This is a genomic window from Halolamina litorea (assembly GCF_026616205.1).
In the GTDB taxonomy this organism is placed as follows: domain Archaea; phylum Halobacteriota; class Halobacteria; order Halobacteriales; family Haloferacaceae; genus Halolamina; species Halolamina litorea.
This window is the reverse complement of sequence record NZ_JANHGR010000001.1, coordinates 190370-212410: the sequence shown is the minus strand read 5'-3', so window position 1 is coordinate 212410 and position 22041 is coordinate 190370. Positions and strand designations below refer to the sequence as shown.

The window sequence follows — 22041 nt, the reverse complement described above, 5'->3', positions numbered from 1 at the left end:
ACCGATGATCGGGGTCGGTCGGAGAAAACGGTTGTCGTCGCGGCCGGGAGTCGTCGGGTCTCGCCCGGGGTCAGCAGGCCGCTACTCCTCGGGGTGGGCCCACGCCATCGCCTCGCGGACCGCCTCCTTGGGGCCGATGAAGGTGATCCGGTCGCCGCGTTCGAGCGTGAAGTCCGCCTCGGGGACGAAGGAGTCCCCGTCACGGCAGACCAGCCCGATCAGGCAGCCCCCGGGGAGGTCCGGACCGATGTCCCGGACCGTCCGGCCGACCAGTACGTCGGCGGTGACCTCGATCTCCTGCACGTCGCCGGACTCGCCGATGCCGCGCATCCAGTTGGCGAGCGCCGGGCGCTCGATGTGGTTGTCCATGGCCTGTGCCGTGGCCATCGCCGAGGAGATGGTCGTCACGCCCAACTCCTCGAAGGCGTCGACGTTCTCGGGGTTGTTGGTCCGGGTGATGACCTCCTTCGGGTCGAACTTCGACTGGGAGAGTTGAGAGATCAGTAGGTTCGCGTCGTCGTCGCCTGTAGCGGCGATGACGAACTTGGCGTTGTCGGCGCCGGCCGAGCGCAGCACGTCGGTCTCGGTGCCGTCGCCCGCGTGGACCGTGAAGCCCGCGTCGCGGGCCCCCTGGATCCGGTCTTGGTTCTTCTCCACGATGACTACGTCCTCGCCTCGGTCTTCGAGACGGGTCGCGAGCTCTCGGCCCACGTCCCCGCCTCCGACGATGATGACTCGCATAGGTATGACGTTGAGTTTCTCCGCGATGCGGCGGGCCAGCCCCGCCTCGAACACGACGGTCAGCAGGATGGTCAGGAAGACGGTGCCGACGAGCAGGTCGGCGGCCCCGGGCATCCCGACTTCGGGACTCCGGAGTTCGATGGCGAACAGCGTCGCCACCGAGGCGGGAATGATCCCGCGCGGGCCGACGAAGCTCATGAACAGTCGCTCCTCGCGCGTGTACCGGTCGCCGACGCTGGAGACGAACACCAGCAGCGGCCGGAGCACCAGTGCGACGACGGCGACGACGGCCAGCCCCCCGATGCCGAGGTTGATCAGCACCGAGAACTCCAGTAGCGCCGCCAGCATGATGAAGACGAACGAGAGCACCACGAGCGTCACGTCGCCCTTGAACGCCGCGATGTCCTCCTCGTAGGGCACGTCGGCGTTGCCGAGCAGCACGCCGGCGACGGCGACGGCGGCGACGCCGGACTCGCTGGCGAGGTAGTTCGCCGCCGCGTAGGCGACGAGCGCGCCCGCGAGTACGAGCAGCCGGGCGTTTCGCGGGGCGTTCCCCGGCGAGAGGTCGACGTACTGGAGCGCGTAGTACATCACCGCGGCGACGGCGATGCCGACCAACAGCCCGTACCCGAGTCGCTGGGCGAACTGGCGGACCAGCGCGCCGGCGCCGGAGGCGTCGGTGGTGATGATGTTGAAGATGACCACCGCGGTGATGGCTGCGGTCACGTCGTTGACGATCCCCTCCGTGTCGAGGGCGACCCCGACGCGGTCCCTGACCGGGACCACTTCGAGGATCGGCGCGATCACGGTCGGCCCCGTCGCGACCAGCAGGGAGCCGATAAGGAACGAGACCGGCCAGCCCGCGCCGAGGAAGAAGTTGACGGCGGCGGCGGTCCCGACCAGCGCGATCAGCGCGCCGAGCGTGACCAACCGGAACACCGTCTGTGGCGCCTCGCGGAGCTGTTCGATGCGGAGGTGGAACGCCCCCTCGAAGACGATGATGGCGACCGAGAGCCCGACGATGGCGGGCAGCGCCGTCCCGAACCCCTCGGGGTTGAGCAGGTTCGTTCCCTCCGGCCCCAGCAGGATGCCCGCAGCGATCAGGAAGACGACGCTGGGCACCTGGAACCGGTCCGACAGCACCTGCGCGACGACGCCGACGCCGATAATCCCGGCGACGACGGCGATCAGGACGGCGGACTCGTTCCCGGCCATCTACGCTCCCCCGGTCATGAACTGTCGATTCGACCGCACACCGAAAAGTTCCCGACGGGGTCGCTTAAACGTGGCTACTATCCCACGCCCGGATGGTCACTCGTAGAGGTCGTCGACCTCGTCGGCCCAGCGGTCGAGGATCTTGCGGCGTTTCTTCTTCATCGTCGGCGTCAGCAGGTCGTTCTCGGGGGTGAACTCCTCCTCGACCAGCCGGAACTGCTTGATCCGCTCGTGGCTCTCGAAGCGCTCGTTGATCGACTCGACTTCCGACTGGATGCGGTCGCGGACGCGGTCGTCGCCACAGAGTTCGGCGTCGCTCTCGGGGAGGTCGAGCCCCTCGCTCTCGCCCCACGCCCGGACGGCCTCGAACTCGGGGACGACCAAGGCGCTGACGAACTTCCGGGCGTCGCCGATGACCATCACCTGCTCGATCAGTTCGTTCTCGGCGAAGGCGTCCTCGATGGGCCCCGGCGGCACCATCTTGCCCGTCGAGAGCTTCATCAGCTGTTTGGCGCGCTCGCGGAAGGTGATGTAGCCGTCCTCTCGAATCTCGACCACGTCGCCGGTCCGGAACCACGGCTCGCCGCCGTCCTCGTCCTCGAGGAAGGCTTCCTCGGTCGCCTCGGGTTTCTCCCAGTAGCCGTCGGTGACGTTCGGGCCGCGGACGAGCAGTTCCCCGGTCTGCCCGGAGGTCGTGCCGTCGTCGACGACGCCGACGGACTCGTCGATCCGGGTCTCCACGTCGACGACCGGGGGTCCGATCGTTCCGGGCTTGGGGTCCTCGATTGGGTTGACGCTCAGGACGGGTGCGGTCTCGGTCAGGCCGTAGCCCTCGAGGATCGGGATGCCCATGCCGTGGAACAGCCGGCAGAGGTCCTCCGAGAGGCTGCCGCCGCCGGAGACGAAGAAGTCGATGTTGTCGCCCAGCGCCTCCCGGACGCTGGAGTAGACGAGTCGGTCGGCGATCCCGTGTTGGGCCGAGAGGAGCATCCCGGGGTTCTCGGCGCGCTCGTAGTCGCGGGCCACGTCGACGGCCCACTCGAAGATCCGTTTGCTGACCGGCGACTCGCCGGCCTGTTCGCGCACGGCGGCGTAGAGCTTCTCGTACACGCGGGGGACGCTGGTGAACGTCGTCGGCTTGACGAGTTGGAAGTCCTCACGTAGCGTGTCGGGGCTCTCGGCGTAGGCGACGGTAGCGCCGACGGCGAGCATCAGGAAGTGCCCCGAGAGCCGTTCGAAGACGTGCGCGAGCGGCAGGAACGAGAGTGCGACGGTGTCGGTGTCGGTCGTCGGCATGTCCGGGTCGCGGTCGGGGCGGGGGCCGAACCGCCGGAAACACTGGTTCACGTTCGAGCGGAAGTTCCAGTGGGTCAGCTGTACGCCCTTGGGCTGGCCGGTCGTCCCGGAGGTGTAGACAAGGCTCGCCAAGTCCTCGGGGTGGCGCTCGTCAAGCCAGCCCTGGTAGGTCTCCTCGTCGAACGCCTCGGCGCCGCGCTCGTGGAGGTCACCGAGCGTGAACACGTCGTCGCGGTCCCGGACCGCCCCCGCGGCGCCGCTGCCGTCGGCGGGTTCGTCCATCACGACGATGAAGGAGAGATCCAGGTCGTCCTCGACGGCGAGCACCTTGTGGAGCAGGTCCCCGTTCTCGACGACGACGCCGTCGGCGCCCGCGTCGTCGAGGAGGTACTCCGTCTGGGTCTGGGAGGAACCGCTGTAGACGGTGGTGACGACGCCGCCGGCGGCGAGCACGGCGAAGTCGGTCTGGGCCCACTCCATCCGGGTGTTGGCGAAGAGGCCGACGCGGTCGCCCGCTTCGATGCCGAGGTCCCGGAACCCCGCAGCGAGGTTGCGCACGACCTCCCGGGTCTCCTCGTAGCGCAGGTCGGCGTAGTCACCCGTCGGCGCGGCGTCGACGACGCCCGACGCGACCAGCGACCGATCGTAGATCCCCCCCTTGTAGCGCTGGGCGACGTTCCCGGCGTTGCGCTCGGCGCTGGCCTCGAACATCGCCGGCAGCGTGTCGTCCCCGATTACAGGGTGGTCGAACCCCTGCTCGGCCTCGCGAATATCCATAATCCCGGGGTGTGTCGGGAACGACCATAAAGTTCCGGACACGTCCGGAGTGTTGTTCCGGGTTGATTCCTACGAGCGGTCCAAGTACGCCAGCACGCCCCGCGTGTTCAGGCGCATCTCCGCCTCGGCCTTCTCCTCGCCCCACGCCTCGGCGCCCGGCGACTCGTCAGCGTGGGCGACGAAGTGTTCGATCACCGCCTCGTCGTCCTCAAGTTCCGCGCGCTTGCGCCGGACGGCCTCGACCCACTCCATTAGGGTGCGCTTGTAGCCGTTCAGCAGGTCGGCGTCGTACTCCCGCGGGCCGAAGTGGGCGAACGCGAGGGTTTCCGGGCCGAGGTCAGCGATGGTCGACACGTCCCGGCGGGCCTGATCGAGGTCGAACTGCGGCGGTGGGCTGGTCTCCCGAATCGCGTCCTCCGAGGGGACGTAGAGGCCGGCGGCGTCGCCGGTGTAGACGATCCCCGAGTCGGGGTCGTGGAAGACGTGCTGGTGGGGCGCGTGGCCCGGCGCCTCGTGAGCGGTGAGGGTTCGGTCACCGAGGTCGATCCGGTCGCCGTCGGCGAGGCCGACGACACGGTCCTCGGGCGCCGGAACCGGCTCGGCGTAGTAGGACCACTGCTCGCCGACGGCGTCTTTGGTGCCGGCGACGAGTCGCTCGGGGTCGGTCAGGTGCCGGGCGCCGCGCTCGTGGATGTACGCGGTGGCGTCGGGGTAGTCCTGCAGCAGGTGGCCGGCGCCGCCGGCGTGGTCGAGGTGGACGTGCGTGAGGACCACCGCGTCCAGCGACTCGATCCCGAGTTCGTCGAGCGCGCCAGCGATCGCGTCGTAGTCGCCGCCCGTGCCGGAGTCGACGACGGCAGTACGGTCGCCGTCGATGACGTAGACGGAGCCGTACTCGGCGGTGCCGTACATCCCGGTGTCGACGTAGTGGGTGTCGTCAGTGCCTTCGACCGCGGACACGTCGCCGATGCTCATGGCTCGGTAGGGGGCCGGACGGGAGAAAAACGGTAGGGATAGGGCGCAGACGTGTCCCGATCAGTCGAGTGGCGGCTCGTAGTCGTCACCGAAGAGATGCGGTGCGTGCGGCGGAAGGTACTGTGCCGTGAGTCGAAAGACGGCCCACGCCTCGGCCAGGTACGCTCCGACGAGCAGGAGGCCGACCAAGCCGAGACCGACGGCGTCGTACACCGATACCGGGAGGAACAGGAACGGGAGTAGCGTCGCGACCGGAACCACGGCCGAGAGCACGAGCTTCGCGTCGTTGTTGACGACCACGTCGTCGACCGTGTCGTAGCGGGTCATGTGGACCGGTCGGTCGGGGTGGGGGAGAGGGAGCACGCGGGTGACGGCGACGTAGGAGCCGACGAGCAGTGCGGTGACGACGACAGCGCCGCGCGCGGCGGTGTCGACGAGACCGATCACGGCGACGACGACCGACGCCCCGCCGTAGAGGAACGCGAACACTGCCGGCTGGGCGAGCAGTCGACGCAGGTCCCGGCGCATAGCTCGGGGTGATCGGCGGTCCGTAGTAAATCCGGTGGGAGCGGGGCCACCGAAAGCGCGAGAACGGTGCCGTTCCGGCCTTACTCCATCAGGAACTCGATCGCCGCGCCCTGGCCGAAGCCGACACAGAGCGTCGCCAGCCCGCGGGAGTCGCCGCGCTTCTGCATCTCGTGGAGCAGCGTCACGGGCAGCCGGGCGCCACTCGCACCGAGCGGGTGACCGATGGCGATGGCGCCGCCGTTGACGTTGAACTGGTCCTCCGGGATGCCGAGTTCGTCGCGGGCGTAGACACACTGGGAGGCGAACGCCTCGTTCAGTTCGACGAGGTCGTAGTCCTCGATGTCGGTGCCGGCGCGTTCGAGCAGCCCCTTCGTCGCCGGCACCGGGCCGATCCCCATGACCGTCGGGTCGACGCCGACGACTTCGTTGGTACCGATCTCGGCGACGATATCGAGGTCGTGCTCGTCGGCGAACGCCTCGGAGGTGACCATCACCAGCGACGCCCCATCGGAGATCTGACTGGAGTTGCCGGCGGTAACGGTGCCGTCGCCGGTGAACGCCGGCGGGAGCCCCGAGAGCTTCTCGGCGGTGGTGCCCGGTCGGATCCCCTCGTCCTCGGAGACGACGCCGTCCTCGGTCTCGATGGGGAGGATCTCGTCGTCGAAGCGGCCCGACTCGGTGGCCTCGACCGCGCGCTGCTGGCTCTTGGCGGCGTATTCGTCCTGTGCCTCGCGGCTCACGTCGTACTCCTCGGCGACCTTCTCGGCGGTCATCCCCATCTGGAGCTGGAAGAGGTTGTACTGCTCCGTCAGCGCGGGGTGGAGCTGCTGGTAGGAGTCGCCGTCCATCGGGACGCGGCTCATGTTCTCGACGCCGCCGGCGACGATGCAGTCGCGGTTGCCCGCCGCGACGGCGTCGGCCGCGGAGATGACCGCCTGCATCGAGGAGGCACACCAGCGGTTGATCGTCGTCGCCGGCGTCCCCTCGCCCAGCGAGGACAGCAGCGCGATGACGCGGGCGACGTTGTTGTCCTGTTCGCCGCGCTGCTGGGCGACGCCCCACATGAGGTCGTCGACGTCCTCGGGGTCGACGCCGGTGGTCTCGAGCGCGTCCTCGATCAGCGGGACCGAGAGGTCCTCGCTCCGGGTCTCGGCGAAGACGCCGTCTTCCTTGCCCTGCGGGGTCCGGCGTGCGTGTACGACGACTGGTGTCGACATACCCCCCGAGTTGGCCGGCGCCGGGATAAATCCGACCGAACGCGGCGGCCGTGGTCGAGCGTTGTCGGACCCGTAACAGGGAAAGCACTTACTGGCGGGCGAACACCTCAGTCCGTGCTCCACCCCGCCCGTTGGGCGCGTCGCCGGCCCGTCGCGGCCGTGCTGGCGCTCACTGCGCTCTCCCTCCTCCTCCGAGTGGTCGCGCTGGGCGACCGATCGATGCACTGGGACGAAGCCCGCGTCGGCTACTGGACGCTGCGGTACGCCCGCGGCGCCGGCTTCGCCTACCGGCCCGTAATCCACGGCCCGCTGGTACCGATCCTGACCGCGCCGCTGTTCGAGCGCCTCGGACCGACGGCGTTCACGGCCCGGCTCCCGGTCGCCCTGATCGGCGGCCTCGCGCCGCTGTCGGCGCTGCTGTTCCGTCGCTCCGCAGCCAGTACCGACGGCGCCCTCCTCGACGACGACGAGACCGTCGTGCTGGCGCTCCTGCTCGCGGTCACGCCGGGGCTGGTCTACTACTCGCGGTTCATGCGCTCGGACGTGCCCCTCGCCGTGTTCGCGCTGTTCGCGCTGGGGTTCGCGGTCCGGGCGGTCGCGACCGGGCACCGACGCCACGTCGTCGCCGCGGGGCTGTTCGCCGGCCTCGCGATCCCGACGAAGGAGAACGTGCTGCTGTACGCCGCCTGTGCGGCGGGTGCGGCGGCGGTCGCCGTTGGCTGGCCGGCGGTTGCGGTGCTGCTCCCGTGGCGCGACGGGGGCGGCTCTGGAACCGGGGCGTCACCGTCGACGGCCCTCCGGGAGTCTCTCGGGCGCGCCCGGACAGTGGCAGCCCGTCACCTCCCTGCCGTGGCTCCGGCCCTGCTGGTCGCCCTCGTCCCCGTCGCGTTCTTCCTCGCCCCGCGCGGGCCCGCAGGTGACCCCTCGCTGGGTGCCGCACTGGCGGGGAAGGTGGGCTGGCTCGCGCTGGTCGAGCGCGCCACCGTCGGGACGTGGGAGACGTTCGCCGCGAGCCTCTGGGCCGGCGAGCGGAGCCACGCCTACCTCGGCTTCGCCGGGCGTCTCTGGGCGTACCTGCTCGTCGGCGCCCTGCCGGTCGTCGTCGGCGCCGGCTACGCGTTCGCCCGGGAGCTTCGGGCCGGTGCTCGCCCGCTCGTGGTCCCACTGACCGCGTGGGGCGCTGCCGCTACGCTGGGCTACCCGCTGGCGACGGACATCCCCGCGCCGTGGATTCCGGTGCACATCGCGCTGCCGCTGTTCCCCGTCTCCGCGGTCGGCTGGGTCGCGCTGGCCCGTGAGCGGCCGTGGCGGGCGGCGGCCCCGGACGCCGACGCCCGGCGGCGCTACGCCCGCTACGCGCTCGCCGGGCTGGTGGTACTCTCGACGGTCCACGTCCCGCTGGTGCTCGCGGCCTCGTCGGTGACGCCGCCGCTGTACGTGAACGTGCTCGCACAGTCGGCACAGCCGGCCGACGACCTCGCGCCGATGCGGGCGGTCGTCGACGACGCGGCCGACGACGGCGGCGTGCTCTACTACGGCGACCAGTACTACCTGCCAAACGAGTCGCTCGACGACCACCAGCCCACCGGTGACGCGAACTGGCTCGGGTGGTGGCTCGGCCGGCTGCCGATGCCCTGGTACGTCGAGCGCGCCGGCGCGCCGTCGTCGTACAGCCGCGACCCGGACGTGCTCCGGGAACGCGGGTCGCTCCCGCCGGTGGTGTTCGCGAACGGGTCGGCGGCCGACGAGGCCGGCCCGATCCTGACCGACCGGGGCTACGAGCGGACGGCCTACGACCTCGGGCTCTACCACGAGCAGACGGTGGTAGCGTTCGTCGACGAATCGCGGCTCGACGGGCGATCGACGGCCCCGCGAAACCGTTCCTGACAACGGATAGATTAATGTTGGATCGAGGCGAACGGTGAGCTATGGCCGAGTGTCGTTCGTGGGGCGTCGATGGCGCTCCTGAGTAATCCCGCAAGCGCCGTGTTGAACGTCGTCATCGGCGTCGGTGCCCTGATCGCGTACTACCGCCACGGCCTCGATCGGGAAGGGGTGCACCGCGTAGCGGGGCCGACGCTGGCGGCGGGGATCGCCGCGATCGGCGTGTTGGAACTGCTCCCGAACGAGCCGCGCTGGCTGTGGCTGGGCGTCGGAGTCGTCACCGCATCGGCGTTCGTCGTCGAGGTGTACACGGGGATCGTGGCGTACTTCGCGCCGATCGTGCGTCACTACCGGCCGTTCCGGGGTCGGTGATCGACCTCCCGAATCGTCCAGCGATCCCGGGTTCCGACGCGCTTAACCGACTGGACCGGCAAGTTATCCGAGATGAGCGAGCCCGCCGTCGACGTCGTAGAGTTCCTGGTGACTGCCCACACCTACACCGAGGACGAAGAGCTGGACGAGGGCGACCTCCCGCCCCGCTTCCGGCAGGTGTTCTGGTCCGACGGGTCGATCGAACGCCCGCTCGCGGTCACGCAGGACCGTGCGCGAACTGCTACCGGCGTCGACCACCCGTGGGACGCCGTCTCGGATCTGCTCTTTACCCAGCGCACGGAGTTCTCCGGCGAGATCTCGCTGACCCAGCCCGACATGGCCCTCGAGTGGCTCCTCGACCGCGTCGAGGACGACCGGATGGCCTCGAACCCCACGCTCGCCTACGCCGCCCGCGACGAGGACGGCGTGAGCGTCACCCGCGAGGAGGCCCGCGCGGACAACCAGCCGATCCAGGCCGACCGGGTCTGGATCGACTCCCTGCTCGACGAGTACTTCGACGAGGAGGAGGACGCCGAGATGCTCGATCTGGTCCACATCCTCGCCCCCGAGGAGATCGAGACCACCCTCGACGACCTCGTGTTGACCAACGACCAGAGCAACGAGGTCCAGAAGATCGTCACCGCGATCGAGAACCGCGACTACCTCGCCAGCATCGGCCTGAGCGAGATCGGGAAGATCCTCTTCGTCGGCCCACCCGGCACCGGGAAGACCACTATCTCCCGCGGGCTGGCCCACGAACTGGGCCTCCCGTTCGTCGAGGTCAAGCTGTCGATGGTCACGAGCCAGTACCTCGGCGAGACGGCCAAGAACGTCGAGAAGACCTTCGAGGTCGCAAAGCGCCTCTCGCCGTGTATCCTCTTCATCGACGAGTTCGACTCCGTCGCCAAGACCCGCAAGTCCGACGAGCACGCCGCGCTCAAGCGGGCGGTCAACACGCTGCTCAAGAGCATCGACGACATCTCGCTGGTGCGCGACGAGGTGCTGACGGTTGCGGCGACGAACCACCCCGACCAGCTCGACGCCGCCGCGTGGCGCCGATTCGACGAGGTCGTGAACTTCCCCAAGCCCGACCAGCAGATGCGTTCGGACATCCTCCGCATCGTCACCCGAGACATGCAGATGGCCGAGTTCGACCCCGACGCCGTCGCCGAGGAGACCGAGGGGCTGACCGGCTCCGACCTCCGGATGGTGCTGCGGGAGGCCGTCCTGCAGGCGCTCACCGAGGGTCGCCGCGAACTGACCCAGGAGGACGTGATGGACGCCGTGCAGGGCTTCGAGGAGCGTGACAACCTCAAGAACATGGACATGATCGACGGCGAGGGTGCCGCCATCGCGGGCGACGGTGGGCACGACCACGATCACGACCACGATCACGACCACGACCACGACCACTGACCGCGGTACCGACTCCGTCTTTTCTACCGCTCGACCGGGCGCCAGACTGCCACTGCTGCGACGGTGAGCGCCGCGGCGGTCCAGAACACGAGCCCGAACGCGCTGACCACGGGGTTCGCTGTGGCGACTCCGGAGGTCATCGCCAGCGCCGGCCGGATCGCCAGTTCGAGCACCAACCCACGGAACGCGCTCGCGGGCGCAACGCCGGCCAGCGCGCCGATCCCGTCGCCTACGATCCCTGCCGTGAGCAGCGCCACGAGCACGAGGTCGGTGACGAACGCCACGACCACGACAGCGCCCACGGCCGTCGCCAGCGCCTCCCGGTTGGTCCGGGCGAGCGCAGAGGTCGCGAGTACGAACGCGACCGCCGCGAGGGTGTACCAGCCGGCGAACAGCACGAACCGGCCGTAGACCAGCGGCGTGTCGCCGGCGGAGTGTGTCGCGAGGAACGACGACGTCTCCGGCGCCCCGAGGCTCGCGACGACCCCCGCGGCCCCCAGCGCAGCGACGACGGTGACGAACGCGGGGAGCGCCCGACCGAGGAACACGCCGAGGACGTACTCGGCTCGGGAGACCGAGTAGGTCCGGAGGATGGACAGCGTCCCCCGCTCCTCGTCACCGCGAATCGACTGGAAGCCAACGGCGAAGGCGACCACAGGAACGAGCAGTTCGACCGGCAACAGCAGGTCGTAGGTCAACGAGACGTAGCCGCCGGGCGAGCCCATCGATGCGCCGCCGAGCCCGACCACGACGACGGTGAACGCCGCCGCGACCGCCAGCAGCGCCCGGTTCCGGAGTAGCGTCCGGACCTCCCGACCCGCGACGACAGAGACGGGACGAACACGCATCACGCCTCACCCCCGTCGTCCAGGTCGACGGTGACTGCCTCGCGGCCGGTGCCCGCGACTGTCGCCGAGAACACGTCACGGAGGCTCTTCTCCGCGGTCTGTTCGAGCAGTGCCGCCGGCGAGCCGTCGAGGACGAACGCACCGTTCGCGATCAGGAGTACCCGGTCGGTGTACCGCGAGACGGCGTCGAGGTCGTGGCTGGTGGTGAGCACGAGCCGGCCGTCGGCGGCCATCGCCGCCGCGGCCTCGAAGATGTGGTCGGCAACGTCCGGGTCGAGCCCGCTGGTCGGCTCGTCGAGAACGACGACTGGCGGATCGCCGATCAACGCCTGTGCGAGCCCCAACAGCCGCGTCATCCCGCCGGAGAGGTCGTCGACGCGCCGATCGGCGGCACCCGACAGCCCGACTCGGGCGAGTAGCGCGTCGGCGTCGACGTCGTTCCCGATCAGTGAGCCGTAGAACTCGACCACCTCACGGGCGGTGAACCCGGGGCGGAACCGCGGCGACTGCGGGAGGTACGCCACGGTTCGGCCAGTCCCCGTCGGCCGCGTCACCGTGCCGGCGTCGAGGGCTCGGAGGCCGGCGAACAGTTCCAACGTGGTCGTCTTCCCGGAACCGTTCGGCCCCACGAGGGCGACGAACGTTCCACCGTCGAGGGCGACGCTCGCGTCGTCGAGCACCGTCACGTCGCCGAAGGAGAGCGACGCTCCCTCGAGTCCGAGGACGGGGTCGCTCATTCGGCCACCTCCGTCGTGTTACCCGAATCACGGAGGTCGGCGAGGACGTCCGGCCGGGCCGGGGTAGTTCTGGGAGTCAGATCGACGACGCCGGTGGCGCGAAGTCCCGGGACCGTCTCCTGTACGGTTCTGACAAGGTCGACGGCGGGTGAGCGTGCGAGGGTCCACGCCCCCGGCGTCGACTGGACGTGCGCGTCGACCGGGCCGGTCGGGCGGAACGCTCGGTCGTAGTGGCCGTCACCGTCGGTGTCGGTCCCGGGGACCGGCCCCCAGTAGTTCCCCCGGTCGCCGACGGTCCAGACCCGCAGCGGGCCGACGCGAGCCGTCGCCCCCTGCTCGTTCTCGACGATATCGTTCGTGGTCACGAGGTTGGTAGCGAGGGCGTCGCCGGCCCGGAGGCCGACGTTGTTTCCGACGATCGTGTTGTGCGTGTACAGCGACTGGGAGCTGTAGACGTTGAAGCCGTTGCCGTTGTCGGCGAGGACGTTCCCGGCGAAGTACGAGCGTGTCCCCGACGTCGAGATGCCGACGCGGGAGTCGCGCACGTCGTTGCCGACGACGAGGTTGCCCGACGGTCGCGTCATCATGAAGATGCCCGCGTTCGTGTCGCGAGCGGTGTTGTTGGAGAGCAGCGAGTCGGAGGTGTACATCGCGTGGATGCCGAACCGGCTGTCGCCGAAGACGTTGTCCCGGACGACGATCCCGTCGGCACGGTGGGTGTAGACGCCGTCGCGGCCGCCGCTGAAACGACTGTCCTCGACGACGATCGCGTCGTACATCGCGACCAGACCCATGAAGCCCCCCTGGTCCCCGGGGGCGACGGCGACTGTCGACGATCGAACCACGGTTCCCCCGCTGTCGAGGACGACGATGCCGGAGGCTGGCGTCTCGATCGAGACGTTCTCGATGAGCGAACGGTCGGCACCGATCAGTCGGATCGCGGCGTCACCCCGGCCGTACGCGAGTTCGACGTTCTTCGACCAGCCGAGCCCCGCGAGCTGTGAGGCGTTGAGCATGCTCCGGCGACTCCCGACGTCGCCGACCCCGTCGATCCGGAGGTCGGTCACGGTGGTGCCTGACCCCGCAAGCGTCAGGACCGTGCCGTTGCCGTTGCCGCTGATCGTCGTCGCGTTGCCGGCGCCGGCGATCGTCAGCGACTTGTTCACCGTCAGGCCGTCGGTGTGGTAGGTGCCGGGTGGGAGTTCGACGGTCGTGTTCGGCGGGGCTGCTGCGACGGCCTCGTCGAGGGTCGCTTCGTCCTCCCCGACGACGACCGAGGTGGGCCGCTCGTCGCGGTCAGTTACCGCCGCGACGGTTCGGTTAGCCCACGACGATCGGTTCTCGACCGCACTCTGGAGTGTCGAGGCCGACGCCGGTTCGCGGGCGGGGACCGCCTCCTCGACTGCCGCCCACGGGACGATCTCGCCGCCGTAGTCGTCGACGAACGAGGCTGCGGCGTCGCGGTTACTGAACGGGACCGCGACGGGCCCGCTCGGAAGCCTGGCGCGGCTTCCAACGACGACGACTGTCTCCTCGGCCGGGACGAACTCCACCGTACCGTCGGCGGTCAGATAGCCTTCAGTCGTGAGCGAGGCGTTCACGCCGGCGTAGTCCGAGACGAACGCCGCGACCGGCTTCCCGAACCGTCGCTCGTGGCCGGTTCGGCCCTGTTCGGCGACGTACGAGCCGATGCTGTAGAAGCCGACCACGTATTCGTACGCCGAGTAGTACATCTCGACACGGGGGACCGAGAGCCCGCGCTGGTCGACCTTCCGGATCGTCTCGTCGGTGAGGCCGAGAGTGAACGTGTCGTCGAACGGGACGGGGTCGACGTCGCCGGCGGCGCCGACGGGGACGACGAGCGTGGCGCTGAGCCCGAGCATCACGACGACGGAGACGACCACGAACGCCGTCAGCGGGAGGGTCCGCGCCGGCATCTCAGTTCCCGAGCGTCGAGAGGAGTTCTGGCGAGACGTCCCCGAACTCGACGATGTCGCCGCCGTACTCGCCCTGGAACGCCTCGGCGTCGGCCGGCGTCGAGAAGGCGATCAGGTCCTCCCCCATCGCCCCGACCACGGACGACCCGGCGACGAACGTCACTCCCGTCGCATCGACGAACGACGACGCGTCGTAGTGCGTCGAGATGACCTGCTGGTCGCCGTCGGTTCGGATCTCGTAGTCGACCGCGCTGTAGTCGGTGACGTAGAACGCCTGACGGTCCCAGTCTTCGTGTTCGAAGTCGAACTGGAACGACTCCCACGTGCTGTCGAACCGGGCGGGGTTGTCGTGTCCCGCCGGACGCTGGTCGGCGTAGAAGACCTCCGCGGTCGGCCCGGGGTGTTGAGAGATCACCATCCCGCAGACGTCACAGGTGGCGTCCTCGCTCAGCGAGACTGCTGCGGGCGGGTCGCCCCCGTCGCCGCCGAGGCAGCCGGCGAGCCCAGCGGTGAGTCCGGCAGCGGTCGCGACGACGTGCCGACGTGACAACCGCCGGCCGGCAGCGTCTGCCGGTTCTGGGTCCGAACGATCCACACGGCCACAGTCGCGCGAGTTTGCTGGCATGGGTGGGTGTCCCGGTAACGGCCGGTCGCGTCGACGACGGGGCGCCGCCCCGAGTACGGTCGAAAGTAGGGCGTACCGCCGAAAAGGCGTATTGGTGCGACAGTCGAACGCCGTTCGGAGTCGGGGGGTACAAAGCCTCGGCAGCCCATCGGGCCCGCATGGACCGTGCGACCCTTTTCGACCGACTCGACGAGGAACTGCGTACCGACGCGTACGCCGACGTGGACGCCAGCCCGAACGGCCTGCAGGTCGGCAGCCGCGAGGGCGAACTCGAGCGCGTCGCGTTCGCCGTCGACGCCGCCGAGGCGACCATCGAGGCCGCCGTCGAGGCCGGCGCCGACGTACTCGTCGCCCACCACGGCCTCGTCTGGGGCGGGATCGAGCGCGTGACCGGCCGGGAGTTGGGCCGGATCGCCCCCCTGATCCGGAACGACGTGGCGCTCTACGTCTCCCACCTCCCCCTCGACGGCCACCCGACGCTCGGGAACGCCGCGGGGCTCGCCGACCTGCTGGACCTCGCCGCCCGGGAGTCCTTCGGCGAAGTCGGCCCGGAGACGGCCGGCCTGCTCGGCGAGCGCGACGAGCCGATCCGTGTCGGCACGCTGGCCGAGCTGCTGGCCGACGAACTCGACACGGGCGGCGAGGGGGTCCAGACGCTCGCGTTCGGGCCCGAAGAGGTCGAACGTGTGGCGGTCCTGACCGGCAGCGGCGTCGACTGGATCGACGAGGCCGTCGACGCCGGCGCCGACGCGCTGCTCACCGGCGAGGGGAAACAGCAGGTCTACCACGAGGCTCGCGAGGCCGGCATCAACGTCCTGCTGGCCGGCCACTACGCGACCGAGACGTTCGGCGTTCGGTCGCTCCAGGCGCTCGTCGAGGACTGGGGCGTCGAGACGACGTACGTCGACCATCCGACCGGACTCTGAGCGACCGGGCGCCGAACCAGCCGCGGGCGACGGCCGCCGCCTGTGGCCTTTATCCGTCAGTCGTACGTTGGTCGAGCGAATGGGTCGGCTCCGCGAGCGATTGGCACTCGAAAGCCGGGTCCTCCGCCGGAAGGTGTTCCGCACCGAGCGCCGGGAGTCGCTCGTCGCGGTGCTCCTGATCGCGCCGGTGATCGCCGCCGTCTCGTGGGTCGCCGTCGAGTACGACTGGCTCTCTTTCGTCTTCTTCCCGCCGCTGGCGGCGGCGACGTACAACCTCTTTGCCCACCCGAGGCAGCCGGTGAACTTCCCTTGGCAGGTGCCGGTCACCCTGACCGTCGGCGCGCTCAGCGGCGCGGCGGCACAGAACCTCGCGCGGGCGGTCGGGAGCGTCCCGCAGGGGTCGTTTCAGGTCGACCCGATCACGGCCGGCCTGACGGTGCTGCTGGCGGGCGGGTTCCTCTACCTGTTCGACACCGAGATCGCCCCCGCGCTGGCGGTGGGGCTGCTGCTGCCGTTCGCCGGCGTCGCCCCGCAGGTCTACGTGTTGAACGTCTTCCTCGGCTCCGGGACGGTCGCGGTCGCGTTCGCGCTCTGGCGGGCAGTCGTCCACGACGACGAGTACGGGCCCGGCGGGGCCGGCGAGCATGGTCTCGGCGACGATGGGGGAGGGGCGCCGAGCGAGACGGGCGAGTTCGTCTTCGAGCGCTGAGCGGTGCCGTTTTCCCCCCATCGGTGTTGGCTCACCCATGAACAGCGCCACGCGCGGGTCCGTCGAGTCGTGGGCCGACGCGGCGGTCGTCGACGCCGTCGAACTCGACGGCGGCGAGGTCGGGAGCGTCCACCGCGTCGACCTCGCGGACGGCCGGCGGGTCGTCGCCAAGACCGCCGGCACGGACCTCCGGACCGAGGCGGAGATGCTCCGACACCTCGCCGAGCACGGGCTGACGGTGCCCGAGGTGTACTCCGCCAGCGAGGACCTGCTGCTGATCGCGTTCGTCGACGGCGACTCGACGGTCACGCCGAGCGTCGAACGGGATCTGGCCGACCGACTGGCCGCGCTGCACGCCGAGGGAGCGCCGACGTTCGGCTTCCCGTCCGACACGCTCTCGGGGAAGCTTCCGCTGCCGAACCCCCGGGAGGCGGACTGGCCGACGTTCTTCGGCGAGCACCGACTCGGGCACATGGCCGAGCGCGCACGGGCTGAGGACCTGCTCCCCGCCGCCGACGCCGAGCGCATCGGGTCGCTGATCGACGACCTGCCGGCGCTGCTCGATCACGACCCCGACCCGTCGCTGATCCACGGCGACGTGTGGACGGAGAACCTCGTGACCGACGGCGAGCGGGTGCGGGCGTTCCTCGACCCGGCCTGCTACTACGCCGACCCGGAGGTCGAGTTGGCCTACGTGAAGTGGACCGGCGTCGGCGGCGACGCGTTCTTCGAGCGCTACCGCGAGCGGACGGGGCTGCCGGCGGGCGTGGCGGGGCGGCGACCGATCTACCGACTGCTGCCGCTGTTGGTGCACCTGCGGCACTTCGGCGAGGAGTACCTCGACCCGACCCGGGAGACGTTGACGGAAATCGGGTACTGAGCCCTCAGCGCGTCCAGAACGCCGGGGTGAACAGCACGAACACCGAGAGGATCTCCAGCCGGCCGATCCACATGAGGAACGTCATGTACAGCTTCGAGGCGGTCGAGAACGGCAGGAAGCTGTTCATCGGGCCGACGACGCCGTAGCCCGGGCCGACGTTGCCCAGCGTGGCGATGGCGGCGCTCGTGGCTTCCAGCCCCGACAGCGAGAGGCCGGTCCGGACGCTGTCGAGGTAGAGCAGGATCGTCGAGAGCGCGAACAGGACCGCAAAGAGCGTCACGAAGACGAACACCTCGCGGATCGTGTCCTCGTCGATGACCTCGTCGTTGAGTCGGATCGGCCGGACGGCGTCGGGATGGGCGGCGACGAACAGCGAGCGGCCGGTCGCCTTGGCCGCGAGCAGCCAGCGGACGATCTTCACCGAACCGGCCGCGGACCCGGCCGAGCCGCCGAGGAAGTACGCGAACAGCAGGATCGTCTGGGCGGAGGCGTCCCACGTGTTGAGGTCCATGCTGGCGTAGCCGGTGGTGGTGACGACCGCGATCACTTGGAACAGCCCCTGTCGGAGCGAGTCCTCGACGTTGCCGGCGATGGCGCCGACGTTCGACGGCGTCTCGGCGATCCCGACACCGGCGAACAGCACTGCCGAGACGACGGCGCCGAACCCGGCGATAGCGAGCAGGTAGGTGCGGAACTCGGCGTTGTCGGTGAGGTGGCGCGGCTCCCCGCGGAGGACGTGCCAGAACAGCGCGAAGTTCGTCCCCGCGACGAGCATGAACGGCATCATCGCCCACTGGATCGCCGGCGTGAACGCCTCGGCGCTGCGGGGTTCCGGCGAGAAGCCGCCGGTCGGGAGCGTAGTGAGCGCGTGGGCAACGGCGTTGTAGAGGTCCATGTTCGGCGCCGCGCCGAGGTGGAACAACAGGTAGTAGACCAGCGCCGCGAGGGCGGTGAAGCCCACGTAGATGCCCCAGAGGGCGCGAGCGGTCTCCTGGATGCGCGGCGTGAGTTTCTCCAGCGAGATACCCGGCGCCTCCTGGTTGACGACCTGTGCGCCCCCGACGGACATCTTCGGGAGGATCGCCACCATCAGGACGAGGATCCCCATGCCGCCGAGCCACTGGGTGAGCTGACGCCAGAGCAACATCGCGTGGCCGTGGCGCTCGACGGAGATCCGACCGAGGACGGTCGCACCGGTGGTGGTGAAGCCGCTCATGCTCTCGAACAGGGCGTTGACGGGGCTGGCGACGGTGCCGGTGCCGGCGACGAGGTACGGCACGGCCCCGGCGACGGGGACGACCAGCCACGCGAGGCTGACGAGCAGGAACGCCTCGCGCCGATTCAACTCGCCGTCGGTGCCGAGGAACTCGAACAGCAGCCCTCCGGCGAGCATGACGGCGCTCGTGACGACGAAGGGAACCGGGCTCTCGCCGTAGTAGAGCGCGGCGAGCAGCGGAACCAACGGGGCGAGGCCGATGTACTTCAGGACGGTGCCGACGTAGGCGACGCTTACGCGGTACTCGACGTAGGTGCGGACGTTCGGGAGCATCGAGCGACGATCCGTCCGCTCAGTTCGCGCCCGAGGCGGGCGAGACCGCGATCTCCTCGATCCGGGCCTGCTCGTCCGCGATCCGACGGAGTTCGACTGCCATCCCCTCGGCGTCCCCGTCGCTCTCGATCACGGCCATCCGGTCGGCGGTACTGGCGAGCAGCGCCGCGGCCTCGGCGACCGTATCGCGCTCCTCGGCGTCGAGCCGGGAGACGATCTCGGAGTAACATCGCTCAGTCGGCTCTTCGGTGCTCATACGCCTGCTTCTCGGGGTGGGACTATCAAACCACCCGTGGCGGCACCACCCCGCCATCCCGGCGCTCACGCGACCGTGCGACGGGGCGAGAGGAGGAACGTCGCCTCGCCGGCGCCGCCGACCTCGAAGGAGAGCGTCACCGGCTGTTCGGTTCCCAACTCCACCGCCACCGACGCGTCGGCGGGGATTGGCCGAGCCAACTCCCGGAGGTAGTCGAGGCTGAACAGCGACTCGGCGTCGGCCGGCGAGAGCGCCGCGAGGTCGTCGCCGGCGAACGAAAGCGCCACGTCGTCGGTGTCGCCGGAGGCTTCGACGTAGAACGCCGCCGGTTCGGGCTCGGTCCCCAGTCGGACGTGGTTCGACACCATGTCGGCGGCGTCGACGAGGCGTGACACGTCCCGGCCCTCGATCGTCAGCGAGGCGGGACAGTCGTACTCCATCTCCGCCGGGTCCAGCGGCGCGCGGATCGCCTCGGGGTCGATCAGCCCCAACGTGTAGGCGAGTTCGCCGACCAACACGTGGAGCCGACGGCGCTCTGCGTCGAGGACGAGTCGCACCGAGTCGCCGGGGTCCGCGAGACCAACCACCTCGGCGAACCGGGCGGCGTCGACGCCCACGGTCTCGCCGGCGGCCGAGTACGCCTCGAACGCATCGGCCGGGAGGTCGAGCGAGACGGCGGCGACGCTCGCGGGGTCGACGGCGCGAACGCGCAGCCCCTCGGGAGCCAGTTCGACGCGGCACTCGTCGACGAGCGCCCCGACGACGGCCAGCGACGCGTCGAGGCGGTCGGCGTCGATGGTCGCGTCGACAGCAGGGTCCTGCGGAAGCGAAACGGTAGGGGAGACGGCTTGCATAGTCAGGTGGTTGACCGGATATCGGATAAGCGTTTTTCACAGCATTTCGGTAGATAACCTAATGTGGAGTATTGAACGCCACCTTTAACGACCATCATACCTTGTTTCGGAGTATGAACGGCGGCGACCGGGAGCGCGGCATCCTGACCGAGGCCGACCGCGCGTACCTGCGCGGGGAGACGGAGTTCTCAAGCGTGCAGTCCGAACGGAACGCCCGGGCACGCATCCGTGATCGGCTGTTCGAGTCGGTTCGGGACTTCGAGCTACTGGTCGAGGGGCTGGAGGACCACGACCGGGAGTTGGTGTTCGGGAAGCGCGTGGGGGCCCTCGACGGCCACGAGGCGTTCGACGCGCTGGTGTCGGCTCAAGCGCTGCTCTACCGCGGGATCGGTGACACCGACCTCGACTTCGAGTCGGTGCTCCACGAGGCGGTCAACGTCGCCGAAGCCGGCGAGGGCCGGGCGGCCACGGTCGACCTGGACGTGACCTACGAACGGCTGAGCCCCGAGAGCCTGCTGCACAAACTGGAAGAAGGCGAGGGGCTATCGCTGACGGAGTTGGCGTACCTCCACGGCCACGACGACGTGAGCCGGGAGCGACTGGCCCGCCACGTCGCCGACGACGAGACGGTCGACGACGGCCGGATCCAGTCGAAGGTGACGGAGTTCTAGATGTCGCCGTCGACGATGTCGGCGACGCGGCCGCCGTCGTAGAGGTCCTCCTCGACGTCGTAGAGGTCCGCGGCCATGCGCTGAGTGACGACCATGTTCGTGATCGGTCCCTGGTAGAGCGGGCCGCCGCGGTACACGTCGCCGTTCTTCACGGCGGTCAGGTCGCTGGCCACGTCGTGGTTCTCCATGAACGAGACGACGGTGTTCTGGAACTCCTCGGCGCTCTGGGCCTCGTGGCCCCGGCAGAGCAGCACGTCGGGGTCGACCTCGAGCAGCGTCTCGTAGTCGACGCTGCTGCGGTCGCTGTGGAAGTCACGGACCTCCGTGTCGGCGAAGGCGTCCTCGACGCCGAGTTCGCGGAGGTGCTTGAAGCTCGTCCCCTCGCCGATGAGGTACGGCGAGAACGACTCGGGCTCGTTGCCGGCGGCCCAGACGACGGCCGCGGAGGGGGTTTCGGCGGGGACGACGCCCTCGACGTTCGACTGGAACTCGGTGTGGAGTTCGGTGAAGGCCTCGTAGCGCTCGGTCTCCTGGAACACTTCCGCGAGCTTCTCGAAGGCCTCGTAGAGGCTGTAGTACTGGTAGTCCTCGTGCCAGCCGTAGCCCCGCGAGAAGATGCTGTTGCCGAAGAACGGGCCGACCTGCGCCTCGATCTCGTCGACGTCGTCCTGCGCCCAGCCGCTGAAGCGGTTGAGCAGGAAGTTCGGGTCGATGACGTGCACGTCGGCGCCGAGTTCGTAGAACAGCTCCTTGTCCACGCCGTCGCTGTATAGGTCCGTCATCCCGCTGGTGTCGACGGAGACGCCGTCGATCTCGTCGTAGTACTGCGTGTGGTAGCGGCTGGTGAGCCAGAGCGCCTCCGGCGGCGACTGGCCGAGCGCAACCCCCATGTCAGCCCAACTACCGTTGTTGGCGACCCACGTCTCGGGGACGCCGTCGAACTCGACATCGCCCACCGGTTCGATGGAGGCGGTGTAGCTACCGCCGCCGCTCTCGGCCTCGGTGCCGTCGCCGCCGGCACAGCCGGCAAGCAGCCCGCTGGCCACCAGCGCCGCCCCGCTCGCCAAGTAGTTCCGCCGCGTCGAGGTGGTCTCTCGATCCATACGGTTTAGGCCAACCTAAGGAAACAAAAGGGTGCCGAAGTTTAGGTAGGCCGAAATCGTGGGGACGGGAGACGTGGTCGCGGTGGGGTCGACGACGCACGACGCTGGTCGCCGGTGTACTGTAGAAATGCCGAGCGAGCGGTTGACCCACAGGCGTTCCGCTCGCTGTTGCTCGTTCCTTGGTACAAATCCCGCTATCGGCTCCGATTCAGCACGGTCGACGACGCGCCGCGACGGGACGCGGCGCTAGCCGACGTTGTGCTTCAGAAACGCCGAGGGAGGGATGTTGAACCACGGTCGTTCCGCTCGCTGGCGCTCGCGTCACTCCCTGGTCCAGATCCCACCGGTCAGCTACCACACCGTACAGCGCCGTGCCCGGAGCCGACGCTCCGGGCTGGGCGCGTTGTCTACGGTGAAAACGCCGAGGGAGGGATTTGAACCCTCGAGTCCGTGAGGACAGTAGATTTCGAATCTACCGCCTTGGCCAGGCTAGGCTACCTCGGCTCACTCCTCTCTCCGGGGGGC

Annotated in this window: 20 protein-coding genes and 1 tRNA gene; 7 read left to right on the top strand and 14 right to left on the bottom strand. The window is 69.5% G+C overall.

Annotated features, from left to right (window positions below):
* Positions 1-81: 81 nt before the first annotated feature.
* From NO998_RS01055 to NO998_RS01035, 5 genes are all read right to left on the bottom strand, one after another.
* A complete protein-coding gene (locus NO998_RS01055; RefSeq protein ID WP_267645134.1) occupies positions 82-1956 on the bottom strand; it encodes a cation:proton antiporter domain-containing protein in 1875 nt (624 codons plus the stop codon).
* Positions 1957-2052: 96 nt separating this feature from the next.
* The gene (locus NO998_RS01050) at positions 2053-4029 is read right to left on the bottom strand and encodes an AMP-dependent synthetase/ligase (protein ID WP_267645133.1); all 1977 of its coding nucleotides are present in this window, start codon (positions 4027-4029) and stop codon (positions 2053-2055) included.
* 69 nt (positions 4030-4098) lie between these two features.
* Complete coding sequence (locus NO998_RS01045; RefSeq protein WP_267645132.1) at positions 4099-5004, bottom strand: MBL fold metallo-hydrolase; 906 nt, start codon at positions 5002-5004, stop codon at positions 4099-4101.
* 60 nt (positions 5005-5064) lie between these two features.
* Complete coding sequence (locus NO998_RS01040) at positions 5065-5532, bottom strand: hypothetical protein (protein ID WP_267645131.1); 468 nt, start codon at positions 5530-5532, stop codon at positions 5065-5067.
* A gap of 80 nt (positions 5533-5612) precedes the next feature.
* Entirely contained in the window at positions 5613-6749 is a 1137-nt protein-coding gene (locus NO998_RS01035; protein WP_267645130.1) for a thiolase family protein, read from the bottom strand.
* Between the two features lie 114 nt (positions 6750-6863).
* Here NO998_RS01035 and NO998_RS01030 point away from each other — a divergent pair, with 114 nt between their 5' ends.
* From NO998_RS01030 to NO998_RS01020, 3 genes are all read left to right on the top strand, one after another.
* Complete coding sequence (locus NO998_RS01030) at positions 6864-8636, top strand: flippase activity-associated protein Agl23 (protein ID WP_267645129.1); 1773 nt, start codon at positions 6864-6866, stop codon at positions 8634-8636.
* A 69-nt stretch (positions 8637-8705) separates the two neighbouring features.
* Positions 8706-9005 carry a hypothetical protein gene (locus NO998_RS01025; RefSeq protein WP_267645128.1) on the top strand — a complete coding sequence of 100 codons (300 nt, stop codon included), beginning with the start codon at positions 8706-8708 and terminating at the stop codon, positions 9003-9005.
* A 72-nt stretch (positions 9006-9077) separates the two neighbouring features.
* Complete coding sequence (locus NO998_RS01020) at positions 9078-10421, top strand: ATP-binding protein (RefSeq protein WP_267645127.1); 1344 nt, start codon at positions 9078-9080, stop codon at positions 10419-10421.
* A gap of 23 nt (positions 10422-10444) precedes the next feature.
* Here NO998_RS01020 and NO998_RS01015 read toward each other — a convergent pair whose 3' ends face one another.
* Genes NO998_RS01015 through NO998_RS01000 form a run of 4 tightly spaced genes read right to left on the bottom strand, consistent with a single transcriptional unit; the run spans position 10445 to position 14493 of the window.
* On the bottom strand, positions 10445-11269 hold the full coding sequence (locus NO998_RS01015; RefSeq protein ID WP_267645126.1) for an ABC transporter permease subunit: 825 nt from the start codon (positions 11267-11269) through the stop codon (positions 10445-10447).
* Positions 11269-12006 carry an ABC transporter ATP-binding protein gene (locus NO998_RS01010; RefSeq protein WP_267645125.1) on the bottom strand — a complete coding sequence of 246 codons (738 nt, stop codon included), beginning with the start codon at positions 12004-12006 and terminating at the stop codon, positions 11269-11271. The genes NO998_RS01015 and NO998_RS01010 overlap by 1 nt, the downstream gene beginning before the upstream one ends.
* Complete coding sequence (locus NO998_RS01005; RefSeq protein ID WP_267645124.1) at positions 12003-13943, bottom strand: NosD domain-containing protein; 1941 nt, start codon at positions 13941-13943, stop codon at positions 12003-12005. The genes NO998_RS01010 and NO998_RS01005 overlap by 4 nt, the downstream gene beginning before the upstream one ends.
* 1 nt (position 13944) lies before the next feature.
* Positions 13945-14493 carry a nitrous oxide reductase accessory protein NosL gene (locus tag NO998_RS01000; protein ID WP_267645123.1) on the bottom strand — a complete coding sequence of 183 codons (549 nt, stop codon included), beginning with the start codon at positions 14491-14493 and terminating at the stop codon, positions 13945-13947.
* Positions 14494-14726: 233 nt separating this feature from the next.
* Between NO998_RS01000 and NO998_RS00995 the strand changes: the two genes are divergently transcribed.
* The 3 genes from NO998_RS00995 to NO998_RS00985 all read left to right on the top strand — a co-directional run bounded on the left by NO998_RS00995 (position 14727) and on the right by NO998_RS00985 (position 17083).
* Positions 14727-15494 (top strand): Nif3-like dinuclear metal center hexameric protein, encoded by a 768-nt coding sequence (locus NO998_RS00995; RefSeq protein ID WP_267645122.1) that lies wholly within the window; start codon positions 14727-14729, stop codon positions 15492-15494.
* Between the two features lie 79 nt (positions 15495-15573).
* Positions 15574-16203 carry an HPP family protein gene (locus tag NO998_RS00990; RefSeq protein ID WP_267645121.1) on the top strand — a complete coding sequence of 210 codons (630 nt, stop codon included), beginning with the start codon at positions 15574-15576 and terminating at the stop codon, positions 16201-16203.
* A 37-nt stretch (positions 16204-16240) separates the two neighbouring features.
* On the top strand, positions 16241-17083 hold the full coding sequence (locus tag NO998_RS00985; RefSeq protein ID WP_267645120.1) for a fructosamine kinase family protein: 843 nt from the start codon (positions 16241-16243) through the stop codon (positions 17081-17083).
* Between the two features lie 4 nt (positions 17084-17087).
* On the opposite strand, the gene NO998_RS00980 is transcribed toward NO998_RS00985, so the two are convergent.
* From NO998_RS00980 to NO998_RS00970, 3 genes are all read right to left on the bottom strand, one after another.
* Positions 17088-18632, bottom strand: coding sequence for a TrkH family potassium uptake protein (locus NO998_RS00980; RefSeq protein ID WP_267645119.1), 1545 nt, complete (start codon positions 18630-18632; stop codon positions 17088-17090).
* 19 nt (positions 18633-18651) lie between these two features.
* A complete protein-coding gene (locus NO998_RS00975) occupies positions 18652-18888 on the bottom strand; it encodes a hypothetical protein (protein WP_267645118.1) in 237 nt (78 codons plus the stop codon).
* A gap of 65 nt (positions 18889-18953) precedes the next feature.
* Entirely contained in the window at positions 18954-19742 is a 789-nt protein-coding gene (locus tag NO998_RS00970; RefSeq protein ID WP_267645117.1) for a DNA polymerase sliding clamp, read from the bottom strand.
* A 113-nt stretch (positions 19743-19855) separates the two neighbouring features.
* On the opposite strand from NO998_RS00970, the gene NO998_RS00965 reads away from it, so the two are divergent.
* On the top strand, positions 19856-20413 hold the full coding sequence (locus tag NO998_RS00965) for a DUF8102 family protein (protein WP_267645116.1): 558 nt from the start codon (positions 19856-19858) through the stop codon (positions 20411-20413).
* Here NO998_RS00965 and NO998_RS00960 read toward each other — a convergent pair.
* Entirely contained in the window at positions 20410-21516 is a 1107-nt protein-coding gene (locus NO998_RS00960; RefSeq protein WP_267645115.1) for an ABC transporter substrate-binding protein, read from the bottom strand. The two genes, NO998_RS00965 and NO998_RS00960, sit on opposite strands and share 4 nt — an antisense overlap.
* A 419-nt stretch (positions 21517-21935) precedes the next feature.
* Positions 21936-22020 (bottom strand) — tRNA-Ser (locus NO998_RS00955).
* Positions 22021-22041 lie beyond the last annotated feature (21 nt).